This window comes from Gordonia sp. NPDC003429 (assembly GCF_053588575.1).
Genome location: NZ_JBSFQF010000001.1, coordinates 549,336 through 566,455, shown reverse-complemented (window position 1 = coordinate 566,455; position 17,120 = coordinate 549,336). Strand labels below are relative to the sequence as shown.

The following is a 17,120-nucleotide window of genomic DNA, read 5'->3' as shown; positions in this document are numbered from 1 at the left end:
CGTACACCTACGCTCAAGATCACCCGGTGTACGGCGTACACCTTTGCTCGAGGAGGATCGATGTCCAGCTCGCGAACGCTGTCACGCTGGGCAGGTGCCTTGTACCTGATCACCCACGCCACGTCGGTCGGGGCGTTGTTGCTATACGGAGCCCCGCCATACGACGAGGGTTCAGCGCTCGCCGGTAGACAGTCGACATTGCTCGGCGGCCTCTGTGAACTGCTGCTCGCGGTGGCCGTCGTCGGCACCGCGGCTGCCCTCTTCCCGATGATCGTCACGTGGTCGCCCGCGGTTGCCGTCGCCTACCTGGGTCTGCGCACTCTTGAGGCCTCGGTGATCCTCGTCGGCGTGGTGAGCCTGATGCCGGTGACCGCCCGGCCCGGAACCACCGTCGGCCCGAATCTGGAACCTGCTGTGGCGCAGGGATTACGCCTCGTCCACGACTGGACATTTCTCATCGGTCCCGGTCTCCTGGTGCCGTTTCACACGATCATGCTGGCGTGGTGCCTCCTACAATTCCGGCTCGCCCCTCGGACAATATGCATGCTGGGTCTGGTGGGCGGCGCGCTCGTCGGAATCTCGAATCTCGCAGTACTGAGTGGACACACTGGCGCCATCGCCGCAGCGGCCGTTCCGGTGTTCGCCTGGGAGGTATCGTTTGCGGTCTATCTGATCGTTCGCGGCATCCCGTCATCCGCCGCGCGAGGAGTTGCGTATGCGCATCGGGCCTGACGTCGTGCCACACCATCGACCTGCGATCGGGCTCGCGTTGCTCGCGATCGCATTCGTCACGATTCCTCCACTGATCGGCGGCCCCCGCGCCGGCCATGTCACCGCCTCCTCAGAACTTGTCGACGCAACCGTGGCTGCTTTCGCTCACTGGTGGACACGCGACGATGCCGCCCTGACACCAGAGCTTTCACGGCTCGTCGAGTTCTGGTGTCGGCTTCATCTGGTCAAAGCACTCTTCGCGATCGGCATCGTCGCGGTTGGCGTGCTGGCGGTTCGTCGGGCACGTACCGGCGTGGGACGGTTGTCCAGCATCGGCGCGATCGGCGTCGGCGTTGTCGCAGCCATGGCGAATCTTCAAGGTGCGATCGCCCCGCTGGCATCGCTGATGTCACTGTTGCCCGCGCAGATGCCGGCCGGAACACGTTGTGGTCCGAAACCATTGACAACAATGACCTCGTCGTTCGTCACCTACCACTGGACCCTTGCAGTTCTGGCGGGAGTCTCGGCGGTCACGCTCGTCGCACTGTGCTGGGCGCGGTGGCGCACGTGGAGGTCATCGGTACTCGTCGCGCTCGCGGTGATGAGCCTCGGCGTCCTTGTCGCCGCAAACGTGACGACTGCGATCGACCCAGCCCCCGCTGTGCAGAGTGCCCCCGGCATGGCATCGTGTGCCGCCCCGACCGCAGCGGCAAGCCACTAAGCCGCTTCGTGAGCGGTCACGACACTTCAACGGGGCCGGTTCGTCGGCCCTGCACGATCGGCAACCGCAGCGCACCCGGCGCATCCGCAGGAACTACCGGATGCCGAGGCGAAACCGGCTGGATGCGCATGTACGCCAGACCCTGCGCCGGGCGGGTATCGTCCTCACCCTTGTTGGGCCACAACGACATCGCACGTTCGGCCTGCGCGCAGATCGACAGCGACGGGTTGACCCCCAGGTTCGCCGAGATCGCCGCCCCGTCGGTGATATGCAAGGTCGGATAGTTCCACACCCGGTGATAGGGGTCGACGACACCGGTGGCCGGATCGTCGGAAATCGCGCAGCCGCCCAGGTAGTGGGCGGTGAGCGGCATGTTCACGATGTCGCCCCAGGTGCCGCCGGCGATACCGCCGGGGAGTTTGGCGGCCATGCGCCGGGTGGCCTCGTTGCCCTTGGGAATCCACGTCGGATTCGGTTCGCCGTGACCCTGCTTCGACGTGATGTAGCGCAGCGGCCCACGCCGCCTGACGAAGGTGGTCAGCGAATTGTTGTTGTTCTGCATCACCAGGGCAATCACGGTGCGCTGACTCCACTTGCGCACGTACAGAAGTCGCACCAGAAGGAACGGATTGGCGATCACCTGCCGCAGGAACTGGCCAAACCGGTGCAGCGGTGAGCCGCCGTCGGTGAGCGCGGTCTGCAGATAGGCGATCGCGTTGGACCCCTTGCCGTATCGCACCGGCTCCACATGGGTATTGGATTCGGGATGAAACGAGGACGTGATGGCCACTCCCCGCGAAAAGTCGTGCGCCGGATCGTATCTGCTGGCCATCGCACCGAGGATCGACTCGGAATTGGTGCGGGTGAGCCGACCCATCGCGTCGGAAATCTTGGGCAGCGCACCGTCTTTCGCGTGATGCATGAGGCGTTGGGTGTTGAATGTGCCTGCCGCGACGATGACCTGCCCGGCGGTGAATGTGCGTCGACGCGCACCGAAGGGACCCCACGACGACGAACCATGGGTGTGGACCTCCCACGTGCCGTCGGCGCGCTGCTCGAGATGGTCGACGGTGGTGCGGTCGATGATCCGGGCTCCGTTGCGCTCGGCGAGGCCGAGATAGTTCTTCATCAGGGTGTTCTTGGCGCCCACGCGGCAGCCGGTCATACAGGCACCGCATTCGGTGCATGCGGTGCGCTCGGGTCCGGCGCCGCCGAAGTAGGGATCGGGTACGGTCTCCCCCGGCGCCCCGACCAGCCCGGTCTTGGCGCCGAAGAACACCCCCACCGGCGTCGAGGTGAAGGTGTCACCCACGCCCATCTCGTCGGCCACCTCTTTCATCAGCCGATCGGATTCGGTGAAGGTCGGATTGGTCACCACACCCAACATGCGCCGCGCCTGCTCGTAGTACGGCGTGAGCTCGTCCTCCCAGTCGGTGATGTGGCCCCACTGCGGGTCGGTGAAGAACGGTGTCGGCGGCTTGTACAGGGTGTTCGCGTAATTCAGCGATCCGCCGCCCACACCCGCGCCGGCCATGATCATCACGTCCTTGAGGGCGTGGATGCGCTGGATTCCGTACAGGCCGAATTTGGGTGCCCACAACCATTTGTGCAGGCGCCAACTGGTTTTCGCGAACTCGTCGTCCTCGAACCGGCGACCGGCCTCGATCACCCCGACGCGGTATCCCTTCTCGACCAGACGCAGCGCGCTGACGCTGCCGCCGAAGCCGGAACCGATGATCAGGACGTCGAAATCGGAATCAGAATTCACATGGTGGGCTGCCATGAAACCATACTAACGTACGTTGTTACATGGCATTGTCGAATCTCCCGATCACGCCGCGCCGGCACCCGCCGGCCGTCAGCGATGAACCGACAGCCCGACCTTCTGGAACTCCTTGAGATCGGAGTATCCCGCCTTGGCCATCGAACGACGCAGCGCACCAACAACATTGAGTTCGCCGTAGGGCTCGTCGGAGGGGCCGTTGAGTACCGTCTCCAGGCTCGGGCGCCCCTCGTCGGTGGCCACCTGCAGCAGCGCACCACGCGGGGTGTCGGGGTGTGCCGCCGCCGAGGGCCAATACCAGCCGCGCCCCGGAGCCGACGCGGACGCGGCCAGCGGGGTGCCGAGTACCGCGGCGTCGGCGCCGCAGGCGATGGCCTTGGCCAGATCACCCGCGGTGTGCAGGTCACCGTCGGCGATCACGTGCACGTAGCGACCGCCGGTCTCGTCGAGGTAGTCGCGGCGGGCGGCTGCCGCGTCGGCGATCGCGGTGGCCATCGGAACCCCGATGCCGAGCACCTCGCCGGTGGTGGTGGCACCGGCCGCGGAACCGTATCCGACGATGACGCCCGCCGCCCCGGTGCGCATCAGGTGCAGCGCGGTGCGATGGTCGTGGACGCCGCCGGCGATCACGGGCACGTCGAGGTCGGCGATGAAGGTCTTCAGATTGAGCGGTTCGTCGGTGTCTCGCGCCACGTGTTCGGCCGAGATGATCGTGCCGTGCACCACCAGGATCTCCACGCCCGCGGCCAGCAGTGCCGGGGTGAGTTCGGGTGCGTGCTGCGGGCTCACCCGGACCGCGGTGGTCACCCCCGCATCGCGGACGAACGCCACCGCCTCGGCCAGCAGGCCGGTGTCCAGCGGCGCCCGATGCAGGTCTTGCAGGTGGCGGATGGCGGCCTGCGGGTCCGGATCGGTGGTGGCGATCTCGACCAGACCGGCGATCTTGGCCTCGACGTCGCGGTGCCGGGCCCACAGCCCTTCGCCGTTGATCACCCCGAGAGCCCCGAGTCTGCCCAGTTCCACGGCCATCTGCGGGGACACCAGGGCATCGGTGGGGTGGCTGAGGATGGGCGAGGAGAAGCGGTAGGCGTCGATCTGCCAGGCCGTCGACACCTCTTTGGACGAGCGCGTCCGTCGCGACGGCACGATCGAGATGTCGTCGAGTTCAAAGGTCCGCCGGGCGGTCCGGCCCATGCCGATGTCGATCAGGTCACGCAACGTTGCGCCTTTCTGTTACGCACATGTCTGTCGCACATGCCTGTCGCACACACAGATTCGCAAGCGCGTTCTCAGGTGGCGGTGGAGTACTCAGCGTGAATAGTAGTTCGGCGCTTCCGCGGTGAGTGTGATGTCGTGCGGGTGGGATTCCTTGAGTCCCGCCGCGGTGATCTGCACGAACCGTGCGTGCTGCAGGTCGGCGATGGACGACGACCCGGTGTAGCCCATCGCCGCGCGCAGGCCGCCGACGAGCTGGTGGATCACCTGGCCGAGCGGGCCGCGGAAGGGTACGCGACCCTCGATGCCCTCGGGCACCAGCTTCTCCTCGGCGAGTACATCGTCCTGGAAGTAACGGTCCTTGGAATACGACTTGGCCTGGCCACGGCCCTGCATGGCGCCCAGCGAGCCCATGCCGCGGTAGCTCTTGAACTGCTTGCCGTTCACCAGGATCAGGTCGCCGGGAGCCTCGGCGGTACCGGCCAGCAACGATCCGAGCATGGCGGTGGAGGCACCGGCGGCGAGCGCCTTGGCGATGTCGCCCGAGTATTGCAGTCCGCCGTCGGCGATCACCGGGACGTCGGCCTTCTGACAGACGGCAACGGCCTCGAGGATCGCGGTGATCTGCGGGGCGCCCACTCCGGCGACCACGCGGGTGGTGCAGATGGACCCCGGTCCGACGCCCACCTTCACCGCGTCGGCTCCGGCCTCGATCAGCGCCTGGGCGGCTTCGCGCGTCGCCACGTTGCCGCCGACCACCTGCACGCGATCCCCGACCTCCGCCTTGAGCTTGGCCACCATGTCGAGCACGAGCCGGTTGTGGGCGTGTGCGGTGTCGACGATGATGACGTCGGCCCCGGCATCGGACAACGCCATCGCGCGCTCCCACTGCGGGTCGCCGGTACCGACGGCGGCACCCACGAGGAGCCTTCCGTCGGAATCCTTGGTGGCGTTGGGATGCTGCTCGGTCTTGACGAAGTCCTTGACGGTGATCAGCCCGGTGAGCTTGCCGTTTCCGTCGACGATGGGCAGCTTCTCCACCTTGTTGCGTCGCAGCAGCCCGAGTGCCGCTTCCGCGGAGACGCCCTCCTGGGCGGTGATCAGCGGGGCCTTGGTCATCACCTCCGACACCGGACGGTCCTGGTCGACCTCGAATCGCATGTCGCGGTTGGTGATGATGCCGACGAGCTCACCACGGTCGTCGACGACGGGCAGCCCGGAGATGCGGTAGCGCGCGCACATCGCGTCGACCTCGGCCAGGGTGTTCGTCGGCGAACAGGTCACCGGGTCGGTGACCATCCCGGCCTCCGACCGCTTGACGGTTTCCACCTGTGCGGCCTGGGCGTCGATGGCGAGGTTGCGGTGCAGCACCCCCATGCCCCCGGCCCGGGCCATCGCGATGGCCATCCGTGATTCGGTCACCGTGTCCATCGCGGAACTGACGAGTGGCACTCGCAGCGTGATGTCGCGGGTCACCCGCGAGGCGGTGCTCACCTCGCTGGGGATCACATCGGAGGCCGAGGGGAGCAACAGGACGTCGTCGAAGGTCAGCCCGAGCATCGCGACCTTGCCGGGATCGTCTCCACCAGTGCGAACGTGCGTCATCCGTCCATGGTATCGGCATTGGCCGTACCGTCGATTCCGCCCTGCGCGATCACCGGCGACACGCCGACGACGACCGCAGAAAAGGTGTCGTGTCATGTCATCGATCTGTGGAGGCGTTGCGGCGCGGGCCGCTCACCATCGGTTACCGTGGTGATGTGCGTGACCATCTACCTCCGGGCCTTCCGCCCGACCCGTTCGCCGACGACCCGAGCGATCCCGCCGCGGTCCTCGATTCGATGGAGCCGGGCATCCCGCTGGACGAGAACGAGCGTCTCGCGGTCGAGGAGGATCTCGCCGATCTGGCGGTCTATGAAGCGCTGCTCGCCCATCGGGGGATCCGCGGACTCGTCGTCGTCTGCGACGACTGCCAGGAGGACCACTACCACGACTGGGACATGCTGCGCGCCAACCTGCTGCAACTGCTGATCGACGGCACCGTGCGCCCGCACGAGCCGGCCGTCGACCCGCGCCCGGACGCCTATGTCACCTGGGACTACTGCCGCGGGTACGCCGACGCCCGTGGCCACCTCGACGGCGAACGCTGAGCACCCGACGCCACCGGGCCCGGTGACCAGGAGACCCCCGTCCTCAGCGCGGGACCGGGGTGGTCGTTGTTGTTGTGGTGGTGGCCGGCGCCGTTGAACGGGTGGAGCTCGCCGGCGTCGATGTCGGCGGTGGCGTTCGGCCCGGTTCGGTCGGCGACGTGGTCGTCGTGGGCGAGGTGGTGGGCGCGGTGGTCACCGGTGCATCTGTCGTCGGCACGCTGGTGAGAGTCGTCGCATCCGGGGCATCGCTGGTCTCGGGGAGCGTTCCGTCCGGTCCGGGCACGGCAGGTGCGCCGCCGCCCGGGGTGGAGGTGACGGTTCCCGCATCCGCGCGCAGCCTGTTGATTCGATCGTCCAGGTCGGCCCGGGTGGAACTGTCACGGACGGGTCCCATCGCGTTCTGTGCCCGGGCGATGAGTTGCTGCGCTTCGGCTGTGTTGCCCGCGGCGAGTTGCGCTTCGGCCCGCTCGAGATCCGATCGCACGTCGTAGGCGGCCTGGGTTTCCGACGCCGCCTGCGCGAACACGACCTTCTTCACGCCCCACAGCGGATCGCCCGGCTGCGCCCTCTCGGACATGACGGTCAGGCCCGCTGCGGCCACCACCGCGATGGCCGCGGCACCGGCCACCACCCGCAGTGTCCGCACCACCCGGTTGGCCCGCCGCACGGGTTGCTCGGCCGCGATCGCGCGTTCCACTTCCTCGACACCGGGCAACGGCGGGAGTGGTTCGGCGAGTACCTCGTGCCGCCAGGAGGAGAGCAGGCCGGCGAGTTCGTACTCAGCGGAATCGCGTGTGGGCGTGGGCAGGTCGCGAGACAGCGAGTCCAGGTAGGCGTCGTCGAAGTTGACCTCCGACAGATTGACCGGTTCGTCGTCGGGCATCTGCCAGCCGCCGCTGGGCGTCGAATCGGACATGGGGCCGCGTCGACGCCGATCATGCTCGTCGTTCATCACGCCCTCCTGTCCTTTTCATCTCTTCTTTCAACTTGGCCAGCGCACGGTGCTGGGCCACCCGTACCGCCCCCGGTGTGCTCCCGACCGCCTCGGCGGTCTCCTCCGCGGAGAGTCCCACCACCAGGCGCAGGATGAGGACCTCGCGCTGTCGCTCCGGGATCAGCGCGAGCAGTTCACGCATCTCGCGGCTCGCGTCGGCCTCGAGTGCCTTCTGTTCCGGTCCGCCGACGATGCTGCCCACCTCGGGCACGTCCTCCACCGGATCGGCCTTCATCCGGCCCGCGACCCGCATCGCATCGGCCACCTTGTGCGAGGCGATGCCGTACACGAATGCCATGAATGGCCGACCCTGATCCCGGTACCGGGGCAGCGCCGTCATGACCGCCATCAACGCCTCCTGGGCCACATCGTCCGCGGAGAACAAATGTCGCTCTCCCACACCGATTCGTCCCCGGCAGTAGCGCAAGACGGGTTCCTGCACGCTTTCGAGAACCGAGGTGAGAGCACCACGATCGCCCTGCGCGGCAGCGCGGACGGCGTGGTCCAACTCAACACCCGTCAGTTTCATCGCCCGTCGAGATCCCCGTGTTACACAATCGTGTTGACCGGTCGTGCCAGTCCTGACCTTCCCCGCATACATCGATGCCGGGCTCACCACTGGGCGTGCGCGAACGGCATGCCTCGATCCACCAGCATCTCATGGGCGGCGTCGAGGCAAGTAATCGTCTCGGTCGTCGTGTCGCCCAGGCCCCGGATCAGCAGCAATGCCGCCCAGGTCAGCGGCATCAGCCCGAGAGCCGACGCCCGGTCGCGACAGTCGTGCGCCAGCAACCGGGCCGTGCGCAGCTCACCCGCCCCCGCCCGGGCGGCCGCCGCGATGAGGTCGGTCTTGATCCGGTGGCGCTCGTGTCCGGGCGTAACAGTGGCGATGATCTCCTGCCCGGCCAGCGCCTCGGTGAGGGCGTCCGACGGCCGGTTTGTGTAGAGGGCCAGTTCCGCGCGCACCCAGCACGCACGCAGACGGGGCCTGATCGCGGTCGGCCAGTCGTCATCGTCGGCGGTCCGAAGCAGCGCGGCGACCCGGTCGAGCAGCGTCGCGGCCACCCCGAACTCGGCCAAGCCCAACGCGTCGGCGGCCAGTCCCGTCACGGCGTCGAGTGCCGCGGCGCGTGACCACGGGCTGGTGGAGGCGAACGGCCGCGGCAACGCGGCCAACGCCAGACCGTCGAATCGACGCGACGTCTGATGGCGTCCGCATTGCCGGTACAACGACGCGGTGGTCGACAACGCGAGTGAGGTGAGCGCGGCGTCGGCGTGTGCCCGACCCCACCGCTCGACGCGTGCGAGCTCGGTCAGGGCCGCGGCACCGTCTCCCCGACCGCCCCGCTCGACTGCGGCACTCCACCGGTTTCGTGCCCCGAACTGCGCGATTTCGTGTCCCCCGTCACTCTCCGCACTCTCAGTTAGCATGAATTTAACCATCCGACACATTCGCAAAATGCGACAGAAAAATCACGGCAAGATGATCGATGGATTTCCGTCATGTTACGTGCGCGACGACGGTCATTGCGTCGCCGACCATCGGGTCTTTGTGAATGCGCAGTTGGCAATCGCGTATCTGCACTGTTCAGCTGGGGTGCGACCATCGCGCCGAGGGGGTCGGTCACCGCGCCCGGGGCGATGTGGTAGCGCGGTCCGCATGCACAACATTTCGTTAACAATGATGGAATCTTCGGGCCTTTTCGGGGGTCACGAGACGGTATTGACGCTGTTTCTCGCACCCGCTTAGTGTTTGCGGTGCATCGCCGATCACGGCAGTGCGAGACCAGAATTCCGGCCCTGCGGTGCAGGCGGGAATCCGCGCCGGTGCTTCGAGACTCGAAGGAGTTTGTGCAATGCCTCAGCCAAATCACCTCCCCGGCCCGAACGCAGACATCTGGGACTGGCAGATGCAAGGCCTCTGTCGCGGTGTCGACTCGTCCATGTTCTTTCATCCCGACGGCGAGCGCGGCCGCGCCCGCGCCCAGCGCGAACGCCACGCCAAGGAAATGTGCCACAAGTGCCCGGTGATCGCACAGTGTCGCGAGCATGCACTGGCCGTGGCCGAACCCTACGGAATCTGGGGCGGCCTCTCGGAATCCGAGCGCAGCATGCTGATGAAGCGCGGCGTGGGACGCCGCATCGCCAGCTGAGGACGTTCACCGCAAGAAACACACCACAGACATGACGAACCCGGGGTGACCGATCGGTCCACCCCGGGTTCGTGTGTGAACGGCGTCAGTGCGCGTGGCCGTGACCGTGGTCGGCGGCACCCTCCTCCGGCTTGTCCACGACGGCGGTCTCGGTGGTCAGAACCATCCGGCCCACCGAGGCGGCGTTGACCACCGCGGAGCGGGTCACCTTGACCGGGTCGATGATGCCGTCGGCGAGCAGGCTGCCGTAGGTGAGGGTGGCGGCGTTGAAGCCGTCGCCCGCAGCCGCCTGCGACACCTTGTTCACCACGACGGCACCGTCGACACCCGCGTTGGTGGCGATCCAGTACAGCGGCGCGCGTGCGGCGTCACGCACCACACGCACACCGAGAGCCTCGTCATCGGACACCTCGTCGGCCAGCGCGTCGAGCACCTTGGCAGCCTGCACGATCGCCGAGCCGCCACCGGGGATGATGCCCTCCTCGACCGCGGCCTTGGCCGCCGCGACGGCGTCCTCCACGCGGTGCTTGCGCTCCTTGAGGGCGGTCTCGGTGGCCGCTCCCACGCGGATCACGGCGATACCGCCGGACAGCTTGGCCAGCCGCTCGGCGAGCTTCTCCCGATCCCAATCGGAATCGCTGTTCTCGATCTCCCGGCGCAGCTGGTCGACGCGGGCCGCGATGGCCTCGGCCGTGCCGCCACCCTCGACGAGGGTGGTGGTGTCCTTGGTGACCACCACACGCCGCACCGAGCCGAGCAGGTCGAGGTCGGCGTCGGCGAGGTTGATGCCGATATCCGAGGAGATCACCGTGCCACCGGTGACGACGGCGAGGTCCTCGAGGAACGCCTTGCGACGGTCGCCGAAGAACGGGGCCTTCACCGCGACCGCCTTGACCGTCTTGCGGATCGAGTTCACCACCAGCGTCGACAACGGCTCACCCTCGACGTCCTCGGCGACGATCAGCAGCGACTTGCCCGCCTGCACCACCTTCTCCAGCAGCGGCAGGAAGTCGGGCAGCGAGCTGATCTTGTCGCGGTAGAGCAGCACGAGCGCGTCCTCGAGGACCGCTTCCTGGTTGTCGAAGTCGGTGACGAAGTACGGCGAGAGATAGCCCTTGTCGAACTGCACGCCCTCGGTGATGTCGAGTTCGGTCTGCAGGCCGGAGCCCTCCTCGACGGTGACCACACCGTCGACCCCGACGGTCGTCATCGCCTTGCCGACCATTTCGCCGACCTCGTCGTCACGCGAGCTGACCGTGGCGACCTGCGCGATGGCCTTCTCACCGTCGACCGGGGTGGCCACGCGGAGCAGTTCGGTGCTCAGCGCGTCGGCGGCCTTGCCGATGCCCGCGCCCAGGGCGATCGGGTTGGCGCCGGCGGCCACGTTGCGCAGACCCGCTGCGACGATGGCCTGCGCCAGCACGGTCGCGGTGGTGGTGCCGTCACCGGCGACATCGTTGGTCTTGGTGGCCACCGACTTCACCAGCTGCGCGCCGAGATTCTCGAAGGGGTCCTCGAGGTCGATGTCGCGGGCGATGGTCACGCCGTCGTTGGTGACGGTGGGTCCGCCGAACGCCTTGGCGAGGACCACGTGGCGGCCGCGGGGGCCGAGGGTCACCTTGACGGTGTCGGAGAGAGTGTTGATGCCGCGTTCGAGCGAACGCCGGGCTTCCTCGTCGAATTCAATCTGCTTGGCCATGATTCCTCTCGAGATCAGTGGGGGTCGAGATCAGTGGAGACCACGCAAAGTGTTCCGCCCCGGTGTCTGCGCGAAACTGTCTCGCGAGACTCCGGGGCGGAACGACCACACGATGGTCCCGTGGGTCCTTACTTGCCGACTACCGCGAGCACGTCGCGTGCCGAGAGGATCAGGTACTCCTCGCCGGCGTACTTGATCTCGGTGCCGCCGTACTTGCTGTAGATGACGGTGTCGCCTTCCTTGACGTCGACCGGGACGCGATTGCCCTGCTCGGTGACGCGGCCTTCGCCAACGGCGATGACGGTGCCCTCCTGGGGCTTCTCCTTGGCGGTGTCCGGGATGACCAGGCCCGAGGCGGTGGTCGTCTCGGCCTCGACGGCCTGCACCAGGATCTTGTCCTCAAGCGGCTTGATGTTCACGCTCGCCACGATGTGAGTCCTCAACTTTCGTTCTGAGAAACGATGTACTTGTCCGTACGTTTTCGTGGGCCCTGAGGGAGATCCCCCGTCGTCGCGGGTGCCGAGGGTTCTCACCAGTGCCTACTAGCACTCTATACACGCGAGTGCCAGCACTCAAGGTTCCCGGGTGCAAATACTCACGCGAATTCGGCCCGCCACGGCGGTCATACCAGCCGCGCTCGCACGGACGGAATCACCGGTACTGCGACACCTGCACGCTCATGCCCGGATCGGTGGCGACCGTCAGCGGCGACGGGGCCGCGCCACCGGCGATGACATGGGCGCCCAGGGTCGCGATCATCACGCCGTTGTCGGTGCAGCGTCGTGGCGTGGGGACACGCAGGGTGATGCCTGCCGCCGCGCACCGTTCGGCCGCCAGCGACCGGATCCGTGAGTTGGCCGTCGCTCCGCCTCCCAGCACCAGGGTGTCGACCCCCAGGTCGGTACACGCACGCACCGCCTTGAGCGTCAGCACGTCGGCCACCGCCTCCTGAAACGACGCGGCGATGTCGGCGACGGGCACCTCGATGCCGTCGCGGCGACACTTCTCCACATAGCGGGCCACGGCCGTCTTCACCCCGGAGAACGAGAAGTCGTAGCGGGCGTCGCGGGGCCCGGTCATGCCGCGCGGAAACTCGATGGCGTGCGGGTCGCCGTGTGCCGCTGCCTTGTCCAGCGCCGGGCCGCCCGGAAAGCCGAGGTCGAGCAGACGCGCCACCTTGTCGAAGGCCTCACCGGCGGCGTCGTCGACGGTGGTCCCGAGTTCGACGATGGGGTCGGCGAGATCGGTGACGTGCAGCAGATGCGTGTGCCCGCCGGACACCAGCAGCGCCACGCATTCGGGCATCGGCCCGTGTTCGAGGGTGTCCACCGCGACGTGCCCGCCGAGGTGGTTCATCGCATACAGCGGCACATCCCACGCCAGCGCATACGCCTTGGCCGCGGCCACACCCACCAGCAGCGCACCGGCGAGTCCGGGGCCGATGGTGACGGCGACGGCATCGGGCCGTTCGATGTCCGCGGCGCGCAACGCCCGGCGCATGGTGGGCACGATCGCCTCCAGATGTGCGCGCGAGGCGATCTCGGGCACCACGCCACCGAAGCGCGCGTGCTCGTCGACGCTGGAGGCCACTTCGTCGGCGAGCAGGGTGACGTGTCCGGGTGTCGTGTCGCCGGCCGGATGCCACCGGACGATGCCCACCCCGGTCTCGTCGCACGAGCTCTCCACACCCAGCACGATCATGCGGGATCACCTGCCCGTCCGGACACCGACGGGCGCGCCATGGTGTAGGCGTCCGCGCCGGAGGGCTGATAGTAGTTGCGGCGGATTCCTCGCCGGACGAACCCGTGGCGCTCGTAGAGTGCGATCGCGGTGTCGTTGTCGGTGCGCACCTCCAGGTAGACCGGCGCGTCGGCGGCATCGGCCACCGCGAGCATCTCGGTCAGCAGTGCCCGGCCGTAGCCGCGGCCACGGTGCGACGGGGCCACGGCGATGGTGTGGATCTCGCATTCGAAATCCGGGTCGCTGCCCAGCGTGGAGATCCCGGCATAGCCCACCACCTCGCCACCGGGGGTGTCGCGCGCGGCGAAGTACTGGTTGTGCGGGGCGTTGAGTTCGGCGCGGAATGCCGACGCCGGCCAGGGTGAGTCGCCGCTGAACATCTCGCGCTCAAGGGCGGCGCACCGCGGGATGTCGGGGTAGTCGAGCCGGTCGATGAGCAGTTCACCGGTGGTCATCGCGGGGTCACCTCCTGGACGCGCTGATCCTTGCGTTCCACCGCATCGGGTCGCCGGAGATACAGCGGCACAAGGGGTTCGGGACTGGCACCGGCCAGCAGCGCGGGTGCGGCGGCGGCCGCCAGTCCGGTCACGGTCGGCGTCGTCAGCAGCGGCGGTTCGCCCGTCCAGCCGCACGCCGCCAGATGTGTGGGCGAACCGGCGACCACATCGGCGGGCTCCGCGGACAGCGCTACAGCGACGTCGGCGGGGGCGGCCACCTCCGGGCCGCGTACCCGGTGCCCGTCGCGGTAGCGCGCCCAGTACACCTCACGCCGGCGTGCGTCGGTGACCACCAGGATCGACGACGCGCGCGGGGTGTGCCGGGCCGCGTCGGCGGCCATCGCGTCGAGCGAGCACACGCCGTACACCGGCAGTCCGAGTGCATCACCGAAGGCGGCGCCGGTGGCCATGCCGACGCGCAGTCCGGTGAACGGGCCCGGACCGCAGCCGACCACCACCGCGTCGAGTTGGTCGCGGCGCACCCCGGCGACGGCCAGGGCCTCCGACATCAGCGTGGTCAGCAGTTCGGCGTGGCGGCGGTGATCGGTGATGCCGCGATCGGAGAGCACCGCGACGGCGTCATCGGTATCCCCCACGCCCCCGACACCGATGGTGGCCACTCCGGTCACCACCGCATCGGTGGCGGTGTCGATGGCCAGCACGGTGCGGACCGGCGTGGGCTCGTGCTCACTCATGTCCGCTCACCCATCCCCATTTCGCGTGCCGCACATCGGTGTCGGGGTCACGTCGCAGCCGCACGAGCAGATGCCGGTCGGCGAGCTGCTCGGCCACCCCTTCGCCCCATTCGACCACGACCACCGCGTCGTCGAGGTCGGTGTCGAGGTCGAGGGCATCGAGTTCGTCGAGGCCGCCCAACCGGTAGGCGTCGACGTGGATCATGCCCGGCATTCCCGCGCCGCCCGGTTTGTGTTCGCGCGCGATGATGAAGGTCGGCGACGACACCCGGCCGATCACGCCGAGTCCGGCGGCGATCCCGCGCGCCAGCGCCGTCTTGCCCGCCCCGAGCGGACCGTCGAGGATCACCAGGTCTCCGGCACCGAGCTGTTGTCCCAGTTCGCGTCCCAGCAACTCCGTGTCGGCCACGTCGGGCAGATCGCGGCGTTGCTCGGGCGGGATCGGCGTCATCCTCGCCGCCTCAGCGCCTTGTACCACGGCCGATGCGGCTGCGGTTGTGCGGCGCGGGCACGTTCGGCGAGATCGGCGATCGCGTCGGTCACCCGGTCGGGTGTCTCCATCAGCACCATATGTCCGGCCCCCTCCACCACGTCGAGGCGGGAGTCGTCGCCGAGTTCGCCGTACATGTGCAACGAGTTGGGCAGCGGGGTCATCTTGTCGGCGGTACCGCACACCACTGCGGTGGGGACGCGGGCGATCACCGGCAGTCCCATCGATTCGTCATGTTGTTCCAGCGTGTTCAGAAAACTCACCACCGTCGAGATCGGGGTGTTCTGGATCATTTTCTCCACCGCCCGGCCGGCGGTGGGGCTGTGGAAGTCGGGACCGAAACTGGCGGAGACGAGCACGCGTTCCAGCACGAGCCGGGTGAGGTCGCGTCCGGCCTCGATCACCCGCGGCGTGTGGCGCACCGTCGCCCGGAACGCGTCCACCAACGGATTACGCAGGCCACGGGCCAAGCCGGCCTCGGTGAGCCCACGCGCCGCGGTGGCGATCAGCGCCACCCCCACCACCGGTCCCGACGGTTCGAAGAATTCGGGGTGGCGCCTCGCGAGCGCCATCAGCGCCATGCCACCCATGGAGTGCCCGGCCAGCAGTATCGGCCCTCGCGGGGCCACCGTCCGCATCACGGCGGCGAGGTCGTCGGCGACTTGCGTGATGGTGCACGTCTCGGGTGGTGCGGCTTCGCTCTTGCCGTGTCCGCGGTGGTCGAAGAACACCATGCGGATGCGGCGATCGGCCCAGATGTCGGCCAGATCGAATCGCTGGAAGTGCCACGCCGCCATACGCAGGCTGAACCCATGGACGAAGATCACGGTGAGTTCGGGGGTGTCGGTGTGGGTCAGGCCGCCCAGATCGACCGTGCGCACCGCGAGCGCCAGGCCGTCATCGGTGGTCACCGTGGATGCCTCGTCGGCGTAGATCGCGGTGAAATCGATTCCGGCACACGGATCGTCGGCCGAATAACGGCGGCGACGGGCCGCGGTCCGCGACACACTCGCGGCGGCGAGTCCGCCGAGCGCGCCCAGACCCGCGATCCCGGCCACCACACCGAGTCTCTCGGAGTTGTTCACCGCTGCCCCACCGGCGCGCGGCCGCCCGTCACTCCGCCCATCACTCCACCGACGTACTCGCGCCGTGCGCGGGCGCCGATGCCGGTGAGGATCTCGTAGTCGATGGTGTCGCTCGCGGCCGCCCAGTCCAGTGCGGTGGGGCCGCCGGCGGCGCCGGTGCCGAACAGTTCGGCTGTATCGCCCTCGGCCACACCGCCACCATCGGGTCCGAGGTCAACGACGAACTGGTCCATACAGATTCGCCCGACCTGCGGGAACGAGCGGCCCCCGATCATGACCCGGAGCCTGTTCGACAACACGCGCGGCACCCCGTCGGCGTATCCGGCGGGGATCACCGCGATGACGGTGTCGCGGTCGGTGACCCAGGTGTGGCTGTACGACACGCCCTCCCCCGCCGCGAGCCGTTTCACCAGCACCACTTCGGCGTGCAGGGTCATCGCCGGGATCAATCCGAAGTCGCGGCCGGGGATCGGGGCACCCCCGTACAGTGCGATGCCGGGCCGGATCAGGTCGCGCGCGAGATCCGGGCGGGTCAGCGCCGCAGGCGAATTCGCGATGTGCATCACCTCGGCCGGGGTGCCTAGCCGGACGAGGTCGGCGGCGGCATCGTCGAGGCGTTGCGCCTGGGCCGAGTTCAGCGGATGGTCGGGCTCGTCTCCGCGTGCCAGATGGCACATGATCGCGCGCACCCGCACCGAACCGTCGGCGGCGGCCTTGGCGAGGTCGTCGGCGAAGTCGGCCCATTCGTCGGCGGCCACACCGCTGCGGTTGAGCCCGGTGTCGACCTTGGCGGTCACGGTTGCGGTGGCGCCTGTTCGTTCGGCCGCCGCGATCAGTGCGGCCAATTGCCGGCGGGACGAGAGCGCGATGTCGATGTCGGCGGCGATGGCGGCGTCGAAGTCGGTGTGCGGATGATGCAGCCAGGCGGTGATGTGCGCATCGATGCCCGCGCCACGCAGGGCCAGCGCCTCGGCGACGTGCGCGACACCGAGTTCGGCGGCGCCCGCGGCCAGTACCGCCCGCGCGACCGGGACCGCTCCGTGCCCGTAGGCGTCGGCCTTGACCACGGCGATCATGTCGGCACCGGACGCAGCACGCAGCACACCGATGTTGTGGGCGATCGCGTCGAGGTCGACGGTGGCGGTCAGGGCCGCGGGCGGCAGATCTGAAGTGGTCATCGCGTTCAT

Annotated in this window: 18 protein-coding genes; 4 read left to right on the top strand and 14 right to left on the bottom strand. The window is 68.2% G+C overall.

Features of this window, described 5'->3' with window-relative positions:
* Positions 1–60 precede the first annotated feature (60 nt).
* Positions 61–732 (top strand): DUF4386 domain-containing protein, encoded by a 672-nt coding sequence (locus tag ACWDSI_RS02630; RefSeq protein WP_449755582.1) that lies wholly within the window; start codon positions 61–63, stop codon positions 730–732.
* The gene (locus ACWDSI_RS02625) at positions 716–1,432 is read left to right on the top strand and encodes a hypothetical protein (RefSeq protein ID WP_449755581.1); all 717 of its coding nucleotides are present in this window, start codon (positions 716–718) and stop codon (positions 1,430–1,432) included. Before ACWDSI_RS02630 ends, ACWDSI_RS02625 begins: the two co-directional genes overlap by 17 nt.
* Positions 1,433–1,448: 16 nt before the next feature.
* On the opposite strand, the gene ACWDSI_RS02620 is transcribed toward ACWDSI_RS02625, so the two are convergent.
* The 3 genes from ACWDSI_RS02620 to guaB form a co-directional block, all read right to left on the bottom strand.
* Positions 1,449–3,215, bottom strand: a complete 1,767-nt coding sequence (locus tag ACWDSI_RS02620) for a GMC family oxidoreductase N-terminal domain-containing protein (RefSeq protein WP_449755580.1) — start codon at positions 3,213–3,215, stop codon at positions 1,449–1,451.
* A gap of 75 nt (positions 3,216–3,290) precedes the next feature.
* Positions 3,291–4,433, bottom strand: a complete 1,143-nt coding sequence (locus ACWDSI_RS02615; RefSeq protein WP_449746134.1) for a GuaB3 family IMP dehydrogenase-related protein — start codon at positions 4,431–4,433, stop codon at positions 3,291–3,293.
* A 90-nt stretch (positions 4,434–4,523) separates the two neighbouring features.
* Positions 4,524–6,035, bottom strand: a complete 1,512-nt coding sequence (guaB, locus tag ACWDSI_RS02610) for an IMP dehydrogenase (RefSeq protein WP_449755579.1) — start codon at positions 6,033–6,035, stop codon at positions 4,524–4,526.
* Positions 6,036–6,190: 155 nt separating this feature from the next.
* On the opposite strand from guaB, the gene ACWDSI_RS02605 reads away from it, so the two are divergent.
* Complete coding sequence (locus tag ACWDSI_RS02605) at positions 6,191–6,580, top strand: DUF5319 domain-containing protein (protein ID WP_449755578.1); 390 nt, start codon at positions 6,191–6,193, stop codon at positions 6,578–6,580.
* 43 nt (positions 6,581–6,623) lie between these two features.
* Here the strand turns inward: ACWDSI_RS02605 and ACWDSI_RS02600 are convergent, their stop codons facing one another.
* The 3 genes from ACWDSI_RS02600 to ACWDSI_RS02590 form a co-directional block, all read right to left on the bottom strand.
* On the bottom strand, positions 6,624–7,532 hold the full coding sequence (locus tag ACWDSI_RS02600) for an anti-sigma-D factor RsdA (RefSeq protein ID WP_449755577.1): 909 nt from the start codon (positions 7,530–7,532) through the stop codon (positions 6,624–6,626).
* The gene (locus ACWDSI_RS02595) at positions 7,516–8,103 is read right to left on the bottom strand and encodes a sigma-70 family RNA polymerase sigma factor (protein ID WP_449746138.1); all 588 of its coding nucleotides are present in this window, start codon (positions 8,101–8,103) and stop codon (positions 7,516–7,518) included. Before ACWDSI_RS02595 ends, ACWDSI_RS02600 begins: the two co-directional genes overlap by 17 nt.
* Positions 8,104–8,186: 83 nt before the next feature.
* Positions 8,187–9,005 carry a hypothetical protein gene (locus tag ACWDSI_RS02590; protein ID WP_449755576.1) on the bottom strand — a complete coding sequence of 273 codons (819 nt, stop codon included), beginning with the start codon at positions 9,003–9,005 and terminating at the stop codon, positions 8,187–8,189.
* Positions 9,006–9,430: 425 nt separating this feature from the next.
* On the opposite strand from ACWDSI_RS02590, the gene ACWDSI_RS02585 reads away from it, so the two are divergent.
* Positions 9,431–9,727, top strand: coding sequence for a WhiB family transcriptional regulator (locus tag ACWDSI_RS02585; RefSeq protein ID WP_449746140.1), 297 nt, complete (start codon positions 9,431–9,433; stop codon positions 9,725–9,727).
* A gap of 85 nt (positions 9,728–9,812) precedes the next feature.
* On the opposite strand, the gene groL is transcribed toward ACWDSI_RS02585, so the two are convergent.
* The 8 genes from groL to alr all read right to left on the bottom strand — a co-directional run bounded on the left by groL (position 9,813) and on the right by alr (position 17,111).
* The gene (groL, locus tag ACWDSI_RS02580) at positions 9,813–11,426 is read right to left on the bottom strand and encodes a chaperonin GroEL (protein WP_449746141.1); all 1,614 of its coding nucleotides are present in this window, start codon (positions 11,424–11,426) and stop codon (positions 9,813–9,815) included.
* Between the two features lie 128 nt (positions 11,427–11,554).
* Positions 11,555–11,854 carry a co-chaperone GroES gene (gene groES / locus ACWDSI_RS02575; protein WP_449746142.1) on the bottom strand — a complete coding sequence of 100 codons (300 nt, stop codon included), beginning with the start codon at positions 11,852–11,854 and terminating at the stop codon, positions 11,555–11,557.
* A gap of 223 nt (positions 11,855–12,077) precedes the next feature.
* The gene (gene tsaD / locus ACWDSI_RS02570) at positions 12,078–13,127 is read right to left on the bottom strand and encodes a tRNA (adenosine(37)-N6)-threonylcarbamoyltransferase complex transferase subunit TsaD (RefSeq protein WP_449746143.1); all 1,050 of its coding nucleotides are present in this window, start codon (positions 13,125–13,127) and stop codon (positions 12,078–12,080) included.
* Positions 13,124–13,621, bottom strand: coding sequence for a ribosomal protein S18-alanine N-acetyltransferase (rimI, locus tag ACWDSI_RS02565; protein ID WP_449755575.1), 498 nt, complete (start codon positions 13,619–13,621; stop codon positions 13,124–13,126). Before rimI ends, tsaD begins: the two co-directional genes overlap by 4 nt.
* Positions 13,618–14,358, bottom strand: a complete 741-nt coding sequence (gene tsaB / locus ACWDSI_RS02560; protein WP_449755574.1) for a tRNA (adenosine(37)-N6)-threonylcarbamoyltransferase complex dimerization subunit type 1 TsaB — start codon at positions 14,356–14,358, stop codon at positions 13,618–13,620. Before tsaB ends, rimI begins: the two co-directional genes overlap by 4 nt.
* Entirely contained in the window at positions 14,351–14,809 is a 459-nt protein-coding gene (gene tsaE / locus ACWDSI_RS02555) for a tRNA (adenosine(37)-N6)-threonylcarbamoyltransferase complex ATPase subunit type 1 TsaE (protein ID WP_449755573.1), read from the bottom strand. Before tsaE ends, tsaB begins: the two co-directional genes overlap by 8 nt.
* Positions 14,806–15,933, bottom strand: coding sequence for an alpha/beta fold hydrolase (locus ACWDSI_RS02550; protein ID WP_449755572.1), 1,128 nt, complete (start codon positions 15,931–15,933; stop codon positions 14,806–14,808). The genes tsaE and ACWDSI_RS02550 overlap by 4 nt, the downstream gene beginning before the upstream one ends.
* The gene (alr, locus tag ACWDSI_RS02545) at positions 15,930–17,111 is read right to left on the bottom strand and encodes an alanine racemase (RefSeq protein ID WP_449755571.1); all 1,182 of its coding nucleotides are present in this window, start codon (positions 17,109–17,111) and stop codon (positions 15,930–15,932) included. The genes ACWDSI_RS02550 and alr overlap by 4 nt, the downstream gene beginning before the upstream one ends.
* Between the last annotated feature and the right edge of the window lie 9 nt (positions 17,112–17,120).